This is a genomic window from Streptomyces sp. NPDC007983 (assembly GCF_042958345.1).
In the GTDB taxonomy this organism is placed as follows: domain Bacteria; phylum Actinomycetota; class Actinomycetes; order Streptomycetales; family Streptomycetaceae; genus Streptomyces.
Genome location: NZ_JBIBJI010000015.1, coordinates 127,015 through 141,898 on the forward strand (window position 1 = coordinate 127,015; position 14,884 = coordinate 141,898).

General features: G+C 72.5%; 12 protein-coding genes. 6 read left to right on the plus strand and 6 right to left on the minus strand.

The genetic code is table 11. The features are described 5' to 3' along the window. Positions 1-136: 136 nt before the first annotated feature. On the plus strand, positions 137-493 hold the full coding sequence (locus tag ACFZCY_RS34025) for an ANTAR domain-containing protein (RefSeq protein ID WP_391182055.1): 357 nt from the start codon (positions 137-139) through the stop codon (positions 491-493). A 42-nt stretch (positions 494-535) separates the two neighbouring features. Here ACFZCY_RS34025 and ACFZCY_RS34030 read toward each other — a convergent pair whose 3' ends face one another. Beyond that, positions 536-1,144 carry a TetR family transcriptional regulator gene (locus ACFZCY_RS34030; RefSeq protein ID WP_391182057.1) on the minus strand — a complete coding sequence of 203 codons (609 nt, stop codon included), beginning with the start codon at positions 1,142-1,144 and terminating at the stop codon, positions 536-538. 93 nt (positions 1,145-1,237) lie between these two features. Between ACFZCY_RS34030 and ACFZCY_RS34035 the strand changes: the two genes are divergently transcribed. Next, positions 1,238-1,984, plus strand: coding sequence for an SDR family oxidoreductase (locus ACFZCY_RS34035; RefSeq protein ID WP_391182059.1), 747 nt, complete (start codon positions 1,238-1,240; stop codon positions 1,982-1,984). Between the two features lie 191 nt (positions 1,985-2,175). Here the strand turns inward: ACFZCY_RS34035 and ACFZCY_RS34040 are convergent, their stop codons facing one another. Continuing rightward, a complete protein-coding gene (locus tag ACFZCY_RS34040; protein WP_391182062.1) occupies positions 2,176-4,641 on the minus strand; it encodes an FtsX-like permease family protein in 2,466 nt (821 codons plus the stop codon). Beyond that, positions 4,635-5,372, minus strand: a complete 738-nt coding sequence (locus ACFZCY_RS34045; RefSeq protein WP_391182065.1) for an ATP-binding cassette domain-containing protein — start codon at positions 5,370-5,372, stop codon at positions 4,635-4,637. The genes ACFZCY_RS34040 and ACFZCY_RS34045 overlap by 7 nt, the downstream gene beginning before the upstream one ends. 193 nt (positions 5,373-5,565) lie before the next feature. Between ACFZCY_RS34045 and ACFZCY_RS34050 the strand changes: the two genes are divergently transcribed. Beyond that, positions 5,566-6,855: a sensor domain-containing protein gene (locus ACFZCY_RS34050; protein WP_391182067.1), complete on the plus strand. Its 1,290-nt coding sequence runs from the start codon at positions 5,566-5,568 to the stop codon at positions 6,853-6,855. Continuing rightward, a complete protein-coding gene (locus tag ACFZCY_RS34055) occupies positions 6,828-7,487 on the plus strand; it encodes a response regulator (protein ID WP_391182069.1) in 660 nt (219 codons plus the stop codon). The genes ACFZCY_RS34050 and ACFZCY_RS34055 overlap by 28 nt, the downstream gene beginning before the upstream one ends. A gap of 67 nt (positions 7,488-7,554) precedes the next feature. Here the strand turns inward: ACFZCY_RS34055 and ACFZCY_RS34060 are convergent, their stop codons facing one another. Next, the gene (locus ACFZCY_RS34060; RefSeq protein ID WP_391182072.1) at positions 7,555-8,844 is read right to left on the minus strand and encodes a hypothetical protein; all 1,290 of its coding nucleotides are present in this window, start codon (positions 8,842-8,844) and stop codon (positions 7,555-7,557) included. 164 nt (positions 8,845-9,008) lie between these two features. Beyond that, positions 9,009-10,295 (minus strand): GDSL-type esterase/lipase family protein, encoded by a 1,287-nt coding sequence (locus tag ACFZCY_RS34065; RefSeq protein ID WP_391182074.1) that lies wholly within the window; start codon positions 10,293-10,295, stop codon positions 9,009-9,011. Positions 10,296-10,439: 144 nt separating this feature from the next. On the opposite strand from ACFZCY_RS34065, the gene ACFZCY_RS34070 reads away from it, so the two are divergent. Together ACFZCY_RS34070 and ACFZCY_RS34075 are read left to right on the plus strand one after the other, a co-directional pair. Continuing rightward, positions 10,440-10,730, plus strand: coding sequence for a hypothetical protein (locus tag ACFZCY_RS34070; protein WP_391182077.1), 291 nt, complete (start codon positions 10,440-10,442; stop codon positions 10,728-10,730). A 173-nt stretch (positions 10,731-10,903) separates the two neighbouring features. Then, on the plus strand, positions 10,904-13,228 hold the full coding sequence (locus ACFZCY_RS34075; protein WP_391182080.1) for a glycoside hydrolase family 95-like protein: 2,325 nt from the start codon (positions 10,904-10,906) through the stop codon (positions 13,226-13,228). A 1-nt stretch (position 13,229) separates the two neighbouring features. Here the strand turns inward: ACFZCY_RS34075 and ACFZCY_RS34080 are convergent, their stop codons facing one another. Then, positions 13,230-14,792: a PucR family transcriptional regulator ligand-binding domain-containing protein gene (locus ACFZCY_RS34080; protein WP_391182083.1), complete on the minus strand. Its 1,563-nt coding sequence runs from the start codon at positions 14,790-14,792 to the stop codon at positions 13,230-13,232. Positions 14,793-14,884: the final 92 nt, after the last annotated feature.

Here is a 14,884-nt window from a genome sequence, read left to right on the forward strand (position 1 = left end):
TTTCGTTTTCTGGACTGCTGCCCGCGATGCCGTTCGCTACGCGTCTGGTCCCGGCGGCTGTCGCGGTCCCAGGGTGGGAGCAGAGCAACACGGCGCTGACGTCCGTGGACATCGTGACCGCGGGACGGAAGTGGAGATGACGGCCGGACACATGACCGACGAGAAGGATCCGGAGGAGAAGGCCGCCGCCCTTCAGGAAGAAGTCGACCAGCTCCGCCGGGCGGTGGTCTCGCACGCCGTGATCGACCAGGCGATCGGAGTGCTGATCGCGGTGACGGGCCTGCGGCCCGACGAGGGCTGGAACGTGCTCCGGGAAGTCTCCCAGCACACCAACATCAAGGTGCGCGAGGTCGCCCGGCACATTCTGCGGTGGGCGCACAGCGGTCGGCTTCCCAAGGAGATCCGGCCGAAGCTGCACGCCGCGGTGATCCGCGCGCGCCGGGCACGGCGCGCGAGCGAAGCCGCCTCCCGGCAGGGCGGCGGCGCGGAATAGGCCGCGTCAGCCGAATCGGCCGATGAAGCGGGCAACGCCGGGTCAGACGGGTGGCCAGTTCCGCAGCGCCACGTCGGCCACCTGCTGGAGTTCGGAGCGGGTGGCGCCGCCGGCGGCCTGGACGGCGATGCCGTTCGCCACGGTCATGATGTATCGGGCGAGCAGTTCCGGGTCCGCGCCGGGGGGCAGATCACCCTCGTCGACGGCCTGCTGGAACCGGTGGCGGAGGCGCGCACGGCCGTCATCGCGCCAGGCGGTCAGGGTGTCCTGGGCCACCCGTCCGGAGTCGCCTGCGGCCAGCGAGCCCTGTACGCCCAGGCATCCGGCGGGGCAGCCGGGGCGGGTGGTCGTGTTGACCGAGCCGGTGAGGAACGCCGTGGCCACCTCCCGGGCGCTCGGCTTCTCCATCGCGCGGGCCGCATAGGCGGCGGGGCCTTCGGTGTAGCGCTCCAGGGCCTTGTGGAACAGTTCCTCCTTGTTGCCGAAGGCCGCGTACATGCTCTTGCGGGTGATGCCCATGGCGCTGGTCAGGTCGGTCAGGCTGGCGCCCTCGTAGCCCTGCTCCCAGAAGACCATCATCGCCCGCTCCAGGGCCTCGTCCGCGTCAAAGCCTCTCGGCCGGCCGATCGGTGCTTTCCGGGTGATCTCCACGGCCCCATCCTACCTTCCCGATACCGATCGGTGCAGAAGTGCTACAGTCGTGTTCTGCACCGATCGGTATCTAATTTTGGGGAGTTCAAAGCCATGGGACAGATGGAAGGCAAGACCGCGGTCGTCACCGGCGGCAGCACCGGGATCGGCCTGGCCACCGCCGCGCGGCTGGCGTCCGAGGGCGCCCACGTGTTCATCACCGGCCGACGCGAGGACGCGCTCGAAAAAGCCGTCGAGTCGATCGGTTCCGCGGTCACCGCGGTGCCGGGCGACATAGCGGTGCCGGGCGACCTGGACCGGCTCTACGACGCGGTCCGTGACCGCGGCCGCGGCCTGGACGTGCTGTTCGCGAACGCGGGCCTGGCCACGCTCGCGCCGCTGGAGCAGGCCACCGAGGAACAGTTCGACCAGATCTTCGGCATCAACGTCCGGGGCACGCTGCTCACCGTGCAGAAGGCGCTGCCGCTGCTCGATGACGGCGCCTCGGTGATCTTGAACGACTCGATCCGCGCCGACGACGGCTGGGAGAACTTCGGCCTGTACTCGGCGTCGAAGGCCGCGGTCCGGTCCCTCGCGCGGACCTTGGCCAACGAGCTGAAGGGCAGGGGCATCCGGGTCAACACGGTCGCGCCGGGCGCGGTCGACACCCCCGGAGTCGACGCCGCCGTCGGCGCGGAGAACGCGGCCGCCGCCAAGGCCGGCCTCGCGACGGGAGTGCCGATCGGCCGGATGGGACGCCCGGAGGAGGTCGCCGCCGCCGTGGCTTTCCTCGCCTCCGCGGACAGCAGCTTCATGTTCGGCACCACCCTGTACGTCGACGGTGGCGAGAAGCAGTTCTGACGCCGCCACGCGGAGTCCCGGCCGTCGCGGGCGGGCCATGGACGCAGGACGCCATGAGGCCAGTATGCGACGTGCCACGGACACGCCCTATGGCTTCGCCCTGACCAGCCCGGTGTCGTACGCCATGATCACGGCCTGGACGCGGTCGGCACGACGACCGGGCCGACCCCAGCCCGCCACCCCCGAACATCTCACCGGGTGCCGCTGAGCCGACCGCGCAGGGCGAGTGCGGCGGGGACGACGGACGCGACCACGGCGAGCAGCGCGCATACGCCCACGGCCGCGGCGACGGCCGTCCAGGGGAACCGGATCGTGGTCGGCGCCGACAGCAGGGCCAGAGCGCTGCCCATGCCCATCAGGTTGAGCCCGGCCACCAGGACGCCCAGAACCGCGCCGACCGCGACCACCATCAGCGCCTCGGCGCCCACGAGCCGCAGCAGTTGCCACGGGGTGGCCCCGGCCAGCCGCAGCACGGCGAGGTCGCGGACGCGGTCGGAGGTGGCCATGGCCATCGTGTTGGCCAGGGAGATGCCGGTGTAGAGGAGGGCGATGCCGAGGACCAGCAGGAGGCCGATCCGGGTCGTGTCGTTGGTCTCGGGGTAACTCGCCGCCACCCATTGGCCCTTGCCGAGGACCCGCCCGCCCGCGGTGCGCAACGCCTTCCGCAGCCCGGTGGCCACGGCGCTCGCGTCGGCGCCGTCGGCGAGGGTGACGTCCACCCGGTCGACGGTCGCGCCCGGGGCGTTGCGCGGAGTGACGTAGACGCCGTTGCCGCCGGTGCCGATGGCCATCACCGCGGCGATCCGCAGCCACTTCCGGGTGCCGTCGCCGAGCCACACATGGACCCGTCGGCCCACGGTGTGCTGTTGCCACTCACCATTGACGATGATCGAGTCGTCGTCGAGATCGCGTGCGTTCCCGGCTTCGACCGGCAGCCGGGTGGTGGCGGCGAGCGGGCCGGGGTCGGCGGCGCGGGCCTCGGACCTCATGAGGGACACCCCGTCCTCCAAAACGTAGACGGCGCTCGGCGCGGTCGCGGACACCTCGGCGCCGGGTACGGCGCGCAGCCTTCGCAGGGTCGCCGCGTCGAAGGCCGCTCCGGCTGCCGGGGTGACGACGAAGTCGGCCGCCGTCCGCTCGCGGACTTCGGTGGCCTTCACCTCGTTCAGCGTCGCGGTGGCGCCCAGAAGCGAGCCGGTGAGGGCGACCGTGACGAGCACGGGCGCCACGATCGCGGCGGTGCGGCGCACACCGGCGGCGGCGTTCTCCCGCACCAGCATGCCGCCCGCACCCGGGAGTTGGGCCGGGAGCCAGGCGACCAGCCGGGTCAGCGGGCGCACCAGGGCCGGAGCGAGCAGCGCCACCGCGGTGATGAGCAGCATCGGGCGGCTCACATAGCTCTTCCGGTGCAGCAGGTCTCCCGGGTCGGTGACCAGGGCCAGGCACAAGGTGACGACGGTGGTCACCAGCAGGGCCAGACCGGACAGCCACCGTCCCCGGGGCATCGACCCGGTGTCCACGGATGCCTCGCGCAGTGCCTGGGCGGGGCGGGTGCGGCCCGCCCGCCGGGACGCGGCCGCCACACCGCACAGCGACACGAGCAGACCGGTCCAGAAGGCCACGTGGTACGGCCAGATGTGGTCGCCGATGGCGAACCAGCCGGGCGCGACACCGCCGTCGACCACCCACCGGGCCAGCCGTGGCGCACCGTACGCGCCGAGCAGACAGCCGGTGGCCGAGGCGAGGACCCCGACCATGAGGGCTTCGCCGAACACCATCCGGCGCAGCTGCCCCGGGGTCGCCCCGGCCGTGCGCAGCAGCCCGAACTCCCGGCGCCGCTGGGCCACCGCGAACGCGAACGTGGATGCCACCACGAACACCGACACGAAGCCGGTGACACCGCCCGCCGTGCCGAACAGGGCGTTCATCGCGGTGAGCGCTTCGCGGTCCCGGTCCGGATCGGGGTCGGCGAGGCGGCGCGCGTCCCCGGTGAGGACGTGGGCACCCTCGCTGCCGCGCACCGCCGCCCGCACGGCTGCCGCCTCGGCGTTCACGACGAGCTGGCCGCTGCGCGGCGACAGGCGGGCGGCGCGCTCGTCGGCGTAGAAGACGGCGTTCTCGAAGCCGCGCCCGGCGGCGTTTCCGGGCCCCCGTACGGTCCCGACGACCCGTACGGTGCCGCCGTCACCGGTCCGTACGCGCTCGCCCGGCTTCGCCCAGTCGCCGCTGATGACGACCTCGTCGGCCGCGCGGGGCGGGCGCCCCGCGCCGATCTCGTACCGGGCGAAGGCGGCGGTGGACCAGGGGTGGCCCACCAGATCGCCCGGCCCGCCCCGCGCCCGTACGGCGAACGACCGGTCCTCGACCACGGGCCCGAGCCTCCGCAGTCGCGCGACGACCCCGGCGGGCACGGCGCGCGGATGCGCGAGCTTCTGCGCCCGGGTGCCGCTCTCGGTGCGCACCCGCAGCGCGTCGGCTCCCCTGACCACCACCGGCGCGGCGGCGAACCGCTCGGGTCGCCGGTCGGGCGCGTCAAGCGACGAGGCGAGGGCCAGGCCCATGACGGCGATCAGCGCGACACCCAGCGACAGGGCGACGAAGCTGCCGGCGAAGGTGACCCAGCGCGTGCGCAGAGTGCTCAGGGCGACGCTCAGCACGGCACGTCCTCCAGAGTGGTCATGCGTGCGGCGATGGCGTCGGCGCCCGCCCCGGCCAGCTCGCCGCCGAGCCGTCCGTCGACCAGGAAGACCACTCGGTCGGCATACGAGGCGGCCACCGGGTCGTGCGTGACCATGACGACCGTCTGGCCCTCGCCGTCGACCATGCCGCGCAGCAGGGCCAGCACCTCGCGGCCGGTCCGCGTGTCGAGGGCACCGGTGGGCTCGTCGCCGAACAGCACCTCGGGGCGGGTGATCAGGGCGCGGGCCAGGGCGACGCGCTGCTGCTGGCCGCCGGACAGCTCGGACGGCCGGTGGCGCGCCCGCTCGCCGAGCCCGACCTGCCGAAGCACCTCACGCACCCGGGCCGCGGAGGGGCGGTGGCCCGCGAGCCGCAGGGGCAGCGCCACGTTCTGCTGGGCGGTCAGGGACGGCAGCAGGTTGAACGCCTGGAACACGAAGCCGATGCGTTTGCGCCGCAGCAGGGTCAGCCGGGTCTCGCTCAGCGTCGTCAGCTCGGTTCCGCCCACGGTGACCGACCCCGACGTGGGGCGGTCCAGCCCGGCGGCGCACTGCAGCAGGGTCGACTTGCCCGAGCCGGAAGGGCCCATGACGGCGGTGAACGTCCCCGTGGGAAAGGAGAGCGAGACCTGGTCGAGCGCCGTCACCGCGCCGTCGCCGGAGCCGAAGTGTCTGCTGACGGAGCGCAATCGGATCGCGTCGTGGTTCATCTGTCCCCACTCATTCGGATGTCGAGGATGCCCAGGCCTTCCAGGAGGCCCAGGCCGTCGAGCGCCACGAAACCGCGTGCGGACACCACGGCGCAGTACGGCGGAACCGAGACTTGGGGTAGGGCCAGGCATACCTCCGGTACACCCTCTGGACCGATGGCACCGGCCGGACGGGGCTTCTACGGTGACCTCCATGCACCCTCGGAATGTGTGGCAAGCCATGTCCGGGCCGGGCTTCCTGCTGTCGTCGTGGCCGTGGCGTTCGGCCGGATACCTGCTCACCGGTGCGGTGACCGGCGCGGTCGCCCTCGTGGGGATCGTGACCACGGCCGTGGCGGGCGGCGTTCTCGCCGTCGTGCTGGTGGGGCTGCCGCTGCTCGTCCTCGCCGCGCTCGCCGGGATCCCGGTCGCCTGGGTGGAACGGCGCAGGCTGCGCCTGGTCGACCCGGACCCGGCCCCCGACCCGCACCGGGCGCCCGCGGCCTACGGCCTGTGGGGGTGGCTGACGACCCGTATGAGGGAGCGCGCGACGTGGCGGGAGCTGGGCTACGCCGTGCTGTTCGCGGTGCTGCTGTGGCCGGTCGACGCGCTCGTCCTCGCCGTCGCCCTGCTCGCCCCACTGTCCATGGTCGCCACACCGCTGCTGATGGCCACGGTCGGTGGCGGCCACGAGACGAAGGTGCTCAAGCAGTGGCTCGTCACCTCCTGGCCGGTGGCCTTCGCGGTCGCCGTGCTCGGACTGGTGCTCATGGGCCTGTGCGGCTACGTCCTGGGCGTCGTGGCCGGGGCCAGGGCCGCACTGACGCGGCTGCTGATCGCCCCGCGCGAGGAGGAGCTGAGGGCGAAGGTCACCGAACTCGCCCGCTCCCGGCTGCGGTTGGTGGACGCCTTCGAGACGGAACGGCGGCGCATCGAACGCGATCTGCACGACGGCGCCCAGCAGCGGCTGGTGGCGCTCACGATGGCGCTCGGCCTGGCCCGCCTGGACGCCCCGCCCGGACCGCTCGCCGACCAGCTCGCCGCGGCCCACGATGAGGCCGACAAGGCGCTCGTCGAGTTGCGCGAACTCATCCACGGCATCCACCCCAAAGTCCTCGCGGACTACGGCCTCCCCGAGGCGGTCGCCGACGCCGCGGACCGCTCCGTGATTCCCGTGGACGTGGATCTGGAGCTGACCGGACGGCTGCCCCGGGCGGTCGAGGCCGCCGCGTACTTCGTGGTCCGCGAGGCCCTCACCAACGTCGACCGGCACAGCGGGGCGAGCCGCGCGGAGGTGAGCGGCGGGCACCGCGACGGACGGCTGTTCCTCCAGGTGCGCGACGACGGCCGGGGCGGCGCTGACGCCGGCGCCGGGAGCGGGCTGACCGGACTCGGCGACCGGGTGTCGGCGCTCGGTGGCAGACTCTCCCTGTCCAGCCCGCCGGGCGGACCGACCCTGTTGTGTGTGGAGTTTCCTTGCGAACGGACCGGCGCTTACGCGTAGTACTGGCCGAGGACAGCGTGCTGCTGCGGGAAGGGCTCATCGGGCTGCTCGGCCGCTGCGGCCACGACGTGGTCGCGGCCGTCGGCGACGCCCCCGCGCTGCTCGCCGCGGTCGAGGAGCACACCCCCGACATCGTCCTCACGGACGTCCGCATGCCTCCCGGGTTCCAGGACGAGGGGCTGCACGCGGCGGTGCGGCTGCGCGAGACGCGGCCCACCCTGCCCATCCTGGTCCTCAGCCAGTATGTGCAGCGCGCGTACGCCTCGGAGCTGCTGGACTCCGGCGACGGAACGGGCGTCGGCTATCTGCTGAAGGAACGGGTCGGGAAGGTGGCGGAGTTCGTCGACGCCCTGCGCGAGGTCGCGGACGGCGGCACGGTCGTCGACCCCGAAGTGGTACGTCAGCTCCTGCGCCGCCGCCGCGACCCGCTGGCCCGGCTCACCGCGCGCGAGCGGGAGGTCCTGGCCCTGATGGCGGAGGGCAAGTCGAACGGAGCGATCGCCCGCCAACTGGTGGTGTCCGACGCGGCCGTGGGCAAGCACATCGGCAACATCCTCAGCAAGCTGGACCTTCCCCCGACCGACGCGACCCATCGCAGGGTGCTGGCGGTTCTCGCCTACCTGCGGGGGTGACCCCCGCGGGCTCGTCCCGGTGGCGGGCTCGGCGGGGTACACCTCGGAGCGCTGTTGCTTTCGCGGCTCACGTCGTCGTTTCGGCCGTGCGCACCGGGCGGCGGTCCTCGGCGCGTTGCAGGGCGCGGAAGTCGTCGAAGAAGCTATAGCTCCGCGGGGGCTTTCCGCCCTCGCCTTCCTGGACGGTCAGGTTGGAGTACAGGCTGTTCAGCAGCCACGGCTGCTTGTCGGGTCCGAAGTCCTTCACCATGGCCGGCGCCTGCGCCACGCCGTAGGTGGCCACGGCGAGCTGTCCCGTGTCACGGAACTTCTGGATCTGGTTCCGCAGGTAATGCTTATGGGTCTCGAACCACGGGCTCATGGACAGGAAGTCCTGCCACTTCCGCTGCGGGAAGGGGTGCTCGGTCGCCTGCCTGATCACCTGCCATACCTTGGTGTCCGCGGGCAGCTCGTAGCGCCGGGCGAACTCGGCGGGGATGGTGTCGCGCATGTGCTCCTTCCACAGCAGGACCAGGGAGAACTCGGTGACCAGGAACTTCTGGTCGCGGCGGAGCTTGGGCAGGATGTAGTCCAGGTACTTCTGCGAGTCCTCGATGGCGGCCACGTGCGGGTGGATGTCCACGCCCTCGATCTCCGGGGTCTCCCGGGCGAACGTCAACCAGCGCTCGGTCGCCTGGGTACGCCAGTCGGGCCGGTCGAGGTGGTTGAGGGAGCCCATGTACAGGCGTGTCCGGCAGTGCTCTCCGAAGCGCTTCTCGCGGTACGCGATGACGTGCCGCGCGACCTTCTCGTAGAAGGCGTTCAGCGTCCCGTGGTGGTCCTTCTCCAGGCTCTCGATGAAGGGCTCATTGGCGATCGCGAGGATGTCCGCCTTGCCCATGGCGGCGTCCAGCACCTTGTCCACCCGGGCCAGTTCGGCGTCCATGTCCGCGCTGTCCACCGAGGGCATCGGGCGGTGGTTGTAGGGGAACTTCAGCGACAGGATCGTGCCGTACCCCTTGTCGTGCGCGGCCAGCAGCGTCTTGATGGCCTCCTGCTCGGCCGGGGCGGTCTCGTCGATCTCCGGCATGGGCACGAAGCCGCGCAGCCAGCCCGCGGAGAGGCCCTCCAGCATGGAGAAGTCCATGGTGGAGGGGTCCTCGTTGAAGTTGGCGCCCAGCGCGCCGCTCGGGACGACCGCCCGGTGCTCGGATGTGTTCTCGCCGTTCTCGCTCTGCCCGCCGCTCTCGCTCTCCCCACCGGTGTCCTTGCAGCCCACGGTGAGGAGGGCCGCACCGGAGACACCCAGGAACCACCGGCGCGACACCGGCCCCTGCTCACCGTACGTCCTGGCCTCGACCGCGCGGTCGCTCTGCATGCGCACGCTCCTGATTCGCTGTCAGCTTGCTCGTCCTCCGCCGACAGGCGCAGGACCGTTCATTCGTAAAGGAGGGGAACGAGACACGGCAAGGAGTACGCGGGGCGGTCACGTGCACAAGATCCTCACCGGGGGCAGCAGGCGCCGCCCCCGCGTTCATCCGTTCAGCGGCGGAAGAGACGGAGCGGAAAGGCGTCGGCCATCACGCGGTAGCCCTCGGGGTTGAGGTGCAGATGGTCACCCGTGTCGAGGTCCGGGCGCAGGCGGCTCGGATCGGCCTGGTCCCGGGTCGCCTTGTCCAGGTCGACGACCGCGTCGAAGCGGCCGCCGGTCCGGATCCAGTCGTTGACCCGCTGCCGTGCCGTCTCGCGGTGGCCCGCCGCGTCGTCGTAGGGGGTGCTGCCGCCGAACGGTGTGAGGGTGGCGCCGTAGACGCGGATGCCCTGTGCGTGGGCGCGCAGGATGATCTGGCCGTAGGCGGCGATGAGACGGTCCGCGACGTCCCGCTGCGCTTCGGGAGTGGCAGGGGCGGTCCCGATGTCGTTGATGCCCTCGAACACGATCAGCGAGGTGACGCCGCTCTGCGCCAGGACGTCACGGTCCAGCCGGGCCAGGCCGTTCGGGCCAAGACCGTCCTGGAGGACCCGGTTCCCGCCGGCCGCCTGGTTGAGCACCGCGGTGCCGGCCGTCCTGGGGTCGGTGCGCAGCCGGTCCGTCAGCCGGTCCGTCCAGCGGTCGTTGTGGTTGCTGGTGGAGCCCCTGCCGTCGGTGAGCGAGTCGCCCAGCACGGCGGTGGCCCTGGTGCGCGCCGGTGACCACACCTCGACACCGCTGACGAAGTACCAGTGCTCCACCGAGACCGCGCCCTCGAGGTCCGTGGCGTCGGCATGGTCGCCGCGCAGCATGTGGGAGGCGGTGCGGGAGCCGGGGTGGGAGGTGATGGCGGTCGACTGCTGCCCCGTGGCCAGGTACATCGTCACGGTGAGGTTCGAGCCCGCGGGCAGCCGGAAGTCCAGCGGATCGGAGACCACCAGCGCGCCCGTCGGCACCGTCGTGGAGGGGCGGCCGTCGAAGGTGACGGGCCGGGAGGTGCCCGGTTCGATGGCGCTCACCCCGGCCCGGCCGCCCTCGGGACGGGCCACAAGGACGCGGGTGATGTCCAGGGGCGCCCCGCCGAAGGCGTTGGAGAAGCGGAGCCGCAGGTTGCGGCCGCCCACCGAGACGTGCACGGTCTGCCGCAGTGTGCTGTCGGTGAGGACCGCGCCGCCCTCGGTGTACGGCGGGGGCGGCATGTTGCCCGGTTCGGTCAGTTGCGGCATGGCCGCCCAGGTGCCCACCCAGTGGCCGCCCGGACGCGGCCCGCCTCCCTCATCGGGCGACGCGGTGCGCCCCCGGCTTCTCTCGGCTCCCTGGGCCACGGACACCAGGGCCACGGTGAGGAGAACCGCCACCAGTGGACCGAGTCTTCGAAGAATGCCTCGCACAGAACGCCCTCTCCCTATAGGGGACTTGACGCACCCACCCTGCCCACCGGGGCGCCGGGGTACCCCGTACGATCGGTATGTCACATGAGCCCGTTCCAGGGGAGGCACCTCATGCCCGCGCCGACCACGGTCAACCGTGCCGACACACCCGCCGTCGCGCTGGGCCCCACCGCACTCGTCCTCGGTGTCCTCTCCGTCGCCGGTTTCGTGCCACCCCTGCTGTCGTTCTTCACCCTCCCCCTGGCGCCCATCACCGGGGGCCTCGCCGTCACCCTCGGCGCCATGGGCATCCACCACGCCCGGCGCGGTGCGGGCCGCCTGTGGATGGCCGTCGCCGGAACCGCCCTCGGCGGTCTCGGCTTTGTGGGCGTCATCGTTCTCCTCTGCATGGTCAGCGTGTAACTCCCCGCCGCACGGCGAGACATCGGTTGGCTGACGCCCGTTGTCGGCGGGCTTACCTCATTCACCTGCGTAGATGTGACGCGCCGATTTCCGATACGTCGGAGGTCTTCCCTTGATGCCCCGACCCCTGCACCATGCCGGGTAGTTCATCACCAGGTATGGGAGGCACATACGTGACCCCGACGACAGGGAACGGGATCTCTCGAAGAGGTGTGATCGGCACGGCGGCCGCCGTCGGCGCCGCGGGCTGGCTGACCGGATCCGGCACCGCCTGGGCCGCGCCCGAGCGGTCCGGCGGGGCGGAGGATCTGACCGAACGGATGGTCAGGGCCGCTGCCCCGCGGTGGCGCCGGATGCCCGGCGACTGGAAGGACGGCCCCTTCCTCGCCAACGGGCTGCTCGGCGTGCAGGTCTACCGGGGCGCGACGCCCAACTCCGTGAAAGTCATGGTCAGCCACAGTCAGGTGCAGGACCAGCGACCGCAGTGGCGGGCCCCGTACGGCTTCTCGCGGCTGCCCATCGGCCACTTCGACCTCACCCTGGCCGGCGAGGTGACCGGCGTCGACTGGACCCTCGACCTCTGGGACGCCGAGCTGCGCGGCACGGTCACCACCACCCGGGGCAGCGTCCGCTTCTCGATGCTGGTGCACAACACCCGTACCGCGCTGCTGATCTCCACCCGGCCCAGCGCGGGGGAGCGGGCAGCGGCCTGGTCGTTCACCTGGATGCCCGCCGCCTCGCCGCGCACCAAGGACAAGCCCGCCGACTACACGGGCAACCCCGACCCGCGCACCGGCTCCGCGCGAGACACCGAATACGTGGAGCAGCCGCTCATCGCGGGCGGCGGGTGGACCACCGCGTGGCGCGAACGGCGCGTCGGCACCGGGCGGCTGCTGGCCGCGCACATCGTCTACCGGTACCCCGGGGACCTGTCGCGCACCACCGAGCTGGCCGTCGCCGAAGTGGCCCGCACCCTGTCCGCCGCCCCCGACGACCTGGTGCGCGAACACCGCGCCTGGTGGCACCGCTTCTACCGGCGCAGCCTGCTGTCCGTACCCGACAAGCGCATCCAGGACTTCTACTGGATCCAGCTCTACAAGGCGGCCTGCGCCACCCGCGCGGGCGGCCCCTCGATGTCCGAGTGGGGGCCGTGGTATCCGGAGACCGGCGGCAGCTGGACCGCCGTCTGGTGGAACCTCAACGTGCAGATCGCCACCTGGCTGATCCAGGGGTCCAACCACCTCGAACTCGACTCCGTCACCTCCACCTTCAAGGACTTCGAGAAAAACCTGCCGCTCTCGGTCCCGCCGGAGTACCAGGACGGGCAGACCTACGCCCTCGCCCACCCCTCCGACTGGATGCTGCGCCCCGGCGCCAAGACCGTCGGCATCCCCGGCACCGCCACCAAGACCGACAACAACGGCAACCTCATCTGGGCCATGCACAACGTCTGGCTCAGCTACCGCCACACCATGGACACCCGGATCGTGCGCGACGTCCTCTATCCGATCCTGGTCAAGGCGGTGAACTTCTACGACCACTTCCTGTACGAGGGCGCCGACGGCAAGCTGCACCTTCCGCTCACCCGCTCACCCGAGTGGGCGGACGCCGAGGACTGCACCTACGACCTCTCCCTGGTCCGCTGGGGCTGCGCCACGCTCCTGGACTGCCTGCGGATTCTCCGTACGGACCATCCGCGCGCCGCGCGCTGGCGCGAGATCCTGGGGCGCCTGGTGGACTATCCGCGCGACGCCACCGGCGTCATGATCGGTGCCGGGAAGCCGCTCACCGAATCCCACCGCCACTTCTCCCACATGCTGTGGCTGTACCCGCTGCACGAGCTGGACTGGGACCGGCCGGGCGACCGGGACATCATGCGGACCACCTTCGACCACTGGACCAAGGACCGTGCCCTGTGGGCCGGTTACAGCTACGCCGCCGCCTCGTCGATGGCCTCGCGGATGGACCGCCCCGAGGAAGCCCTCGACTTCCTCACCTACTTCACCGGCGGCAACGTCATCAACAACGCCTGGATGACCCCGAACACCATGTACGTCGAGGGCGGGAACCTGGGCACCGAGAGCCCCCTGACGGCGACCCAGTCGGTGCTCGACATGGCCGTGCAGAGCCACGGCGGCGTGGTGCGGGTCTTCCCCTCCGTATCGCGGCGCTGGCCCGACGCGTCCGTGGCGTCCCTGCGCGCCCAGGGCGCGTTCCTCGTCGACGCGGACCGCTCGGGCGGCCGCACCCGGTGGGTGCGCGTCCACAGCGAGGCGGGCGCGCCCCTGGTGCTGGACCACGGCATCCGCGGCGCCGTGGACGTGACGGACGAGCGCGGCAGGCGGCTGCGGTACCGGGAGACGGCGCCGGGCCGTATCGAGATCCCGCTCGGCCGGGCGGAGACGGCCGTCGTCGCCCCGCGCGGCGCCCACCCCGTCCCGGGCCCGCGCGACGTACCGGCCGTCGGCGACGCGAAGCCGTGGGGGCTGCCGGACTGAGCTATCCCGCGTCGGAGAGCCACTCCAGGGCGAACCAGAGTTCCATGCGGACGGCCGGGTCCTGGAGGTCGGCGCCGAGGAGTTCGGCGAACCGGGTCATGCGGTGGCGCACGGTGTTGCGGTGGACCCGGAGCTCGGTGGCCGTACGGTCCCAACTGCCGTGGAACGTCAGCCAGGTGCGCAGGGTGCCGAGCAGGACGGCGGCGCCCGGCGGACCGGCCCGGTCGAGCGCGGCGAAGCGGGCGCGGGCGAACTCCTCGGCTTCGGCGGGCGGGACGAGGCTGTGAACGGCCGGTGCGGTGGCCTCGTGCACGACGGCCGGCACCCCGGCGGCGATCGCGCGCCGCAGGGCCCGTTCGGCTCTGGCGTCGGCGCGGGACAGGCCGGCGGCGGGGGAGGGGGTGCTGAGGCCGAGGGTCCACCCCAGGGCGGCGGCCTGGGCGGGGGCCTGCGGGCGGGTGCCCGGCGCGGCGGGGACGAGCGCCCTCAGGGCCGGGCCGTCGATGTGCACGTAGGGAGTGCCGAGGGCCGTCCCGAGGGCGGCCAGCTGGGCGGGGTCCTGACCCTGACGCGACCGGTGGGGGTCCTGACGTCCGTGGACGACGACCCAGTGGTCGTGCGCCGGGTGTTCGGAGGGTACGAGGACGGGCGCGACCTCCGCCGGGGTGGCGCCGAGCATGAGCCGCACGAGCGCCCCGGCGCTGCGGCTGTCGGTGTTCAGGGCGTGCCGCGGGCTGGTGAGCAGGGACAGCAGGACGGTCGCCGTGCCGGTCACCTGGCGGTGGACCAGCGGCAGGGCGCCGGTGGCGGCCTGGCCGAGGGCCAGGGTGGTGGTGCCGTCGGCGCCGGGCAGCGTGTGCACGGTCAGATGCACACCGTCGTGGTGAAGGGCGGCCGCCGAAGGAGGCGGCGGCCCGCCCGCGGCCCGGCCGGTGGCGGGGCGGGACGTCGTACGGACGGCGAGGTCGCGCAGCAGACCGGGCACCGGCTCCGCAGGACGCCTCCCCGCGCGGAACAGTTCGTTTCCCCGGCCGTCGAAGAGCACCGACCAGGTACCGGTATGGGCGCTGAGCTGGGTGAGCACGGCCTGCAGCGCGTCCGGACGGGCGGCGGCCGAGGCGAGGGCCGACTGCGCCCGCGAGATCGTCTTCAGATCGCGGTTGCGGGCCTCGGCGATGGCGGCGTAGGCCGCCCGGCCGACGGCGACGAACGGGGTGTGCGGCGGCAGCCGCAGCAGGGGCAGCCCGTGGCGGTCGCACGCGGCGACGAGATCGGCCGGCACCTCCTGGTGCACCGGGGCGACGCCGAAACCGAGGGCGGCCACCCCGGCCGCCACCACGCGCGCCACATAGGTGTCGATGCCGTCCGCGTCGTGCGGCAGCCGCACTCCGGCGGTGAGGAGGAGTTCGCCGCCGACGAGGTAGGGCGTGGGGTCCTCGATCTCGGTGGTGCCGACCGTGCCGACGCGCCGGTCCTCGGCGGGACCGGCGACCTGGCGCAGCCCCAGCGAGGGATCGGCGAGCAGCACGCCGAGGGGGACGGACGGTGGATCGTGCTCGGTCACAAGCCAGGGATCCTCTCATCCCGCGGCACCCCGCCGGGGTGTCGGATTCGTCCAACGGACGGTCTCACATCGGGCGAATCCGCGGGTTCAGC

What these genes read in the sequence shown, in the direction of transcription:
- ACFZCY_RS34045 (WP_391182065.1), bottom strand. Translation starts at nt 5,372, where the DNA reads ATGAACCACGACGCGATCCGATTGCGCTCCGTCAGCAGACACTTCGGC.
- ACFZCY_RS34070 (WP_391182077.1), top strand. Translation starts at nt 10,440, where the DNA reads ATGCCCGCGCCGACCACGGTCAACCGTGCCGACACACCCGCCGTCGCG.
- ACFZCY_RS34025 (WP_391182055.1), top strand. Translation starts at nt 137, where the DNA reads ATGACGGCCGGACACATGACCGACGAGAAGGATCCGGAGGAGAAGGCC.
- ACFZCY_RS34050 (WP_391182067.1), top strand. Translation starts at nt 5,566, where the DNA reads ATGCACCCTCGGAATGTGTGGCAAGCCATGTCCGGGCCGGGCTTCCTG.
- ACFZCY_RS34035 (WP_391182059.1), top strand. Translation starts at nt 1,238, where the DNA reads ATGGGACAGATGGAAGGCAAGACCGCGGTCGTCACCGGCGGCAGCACC.
- ACFZCY_RS34060 (WP_391182072.1), bottom strand. Translation starts at nt 8,844, where the DNA reads ATGCAGAGCGACCGCGCGGTCGAGGCCAGGACGTACGGTGAGCAGGGG.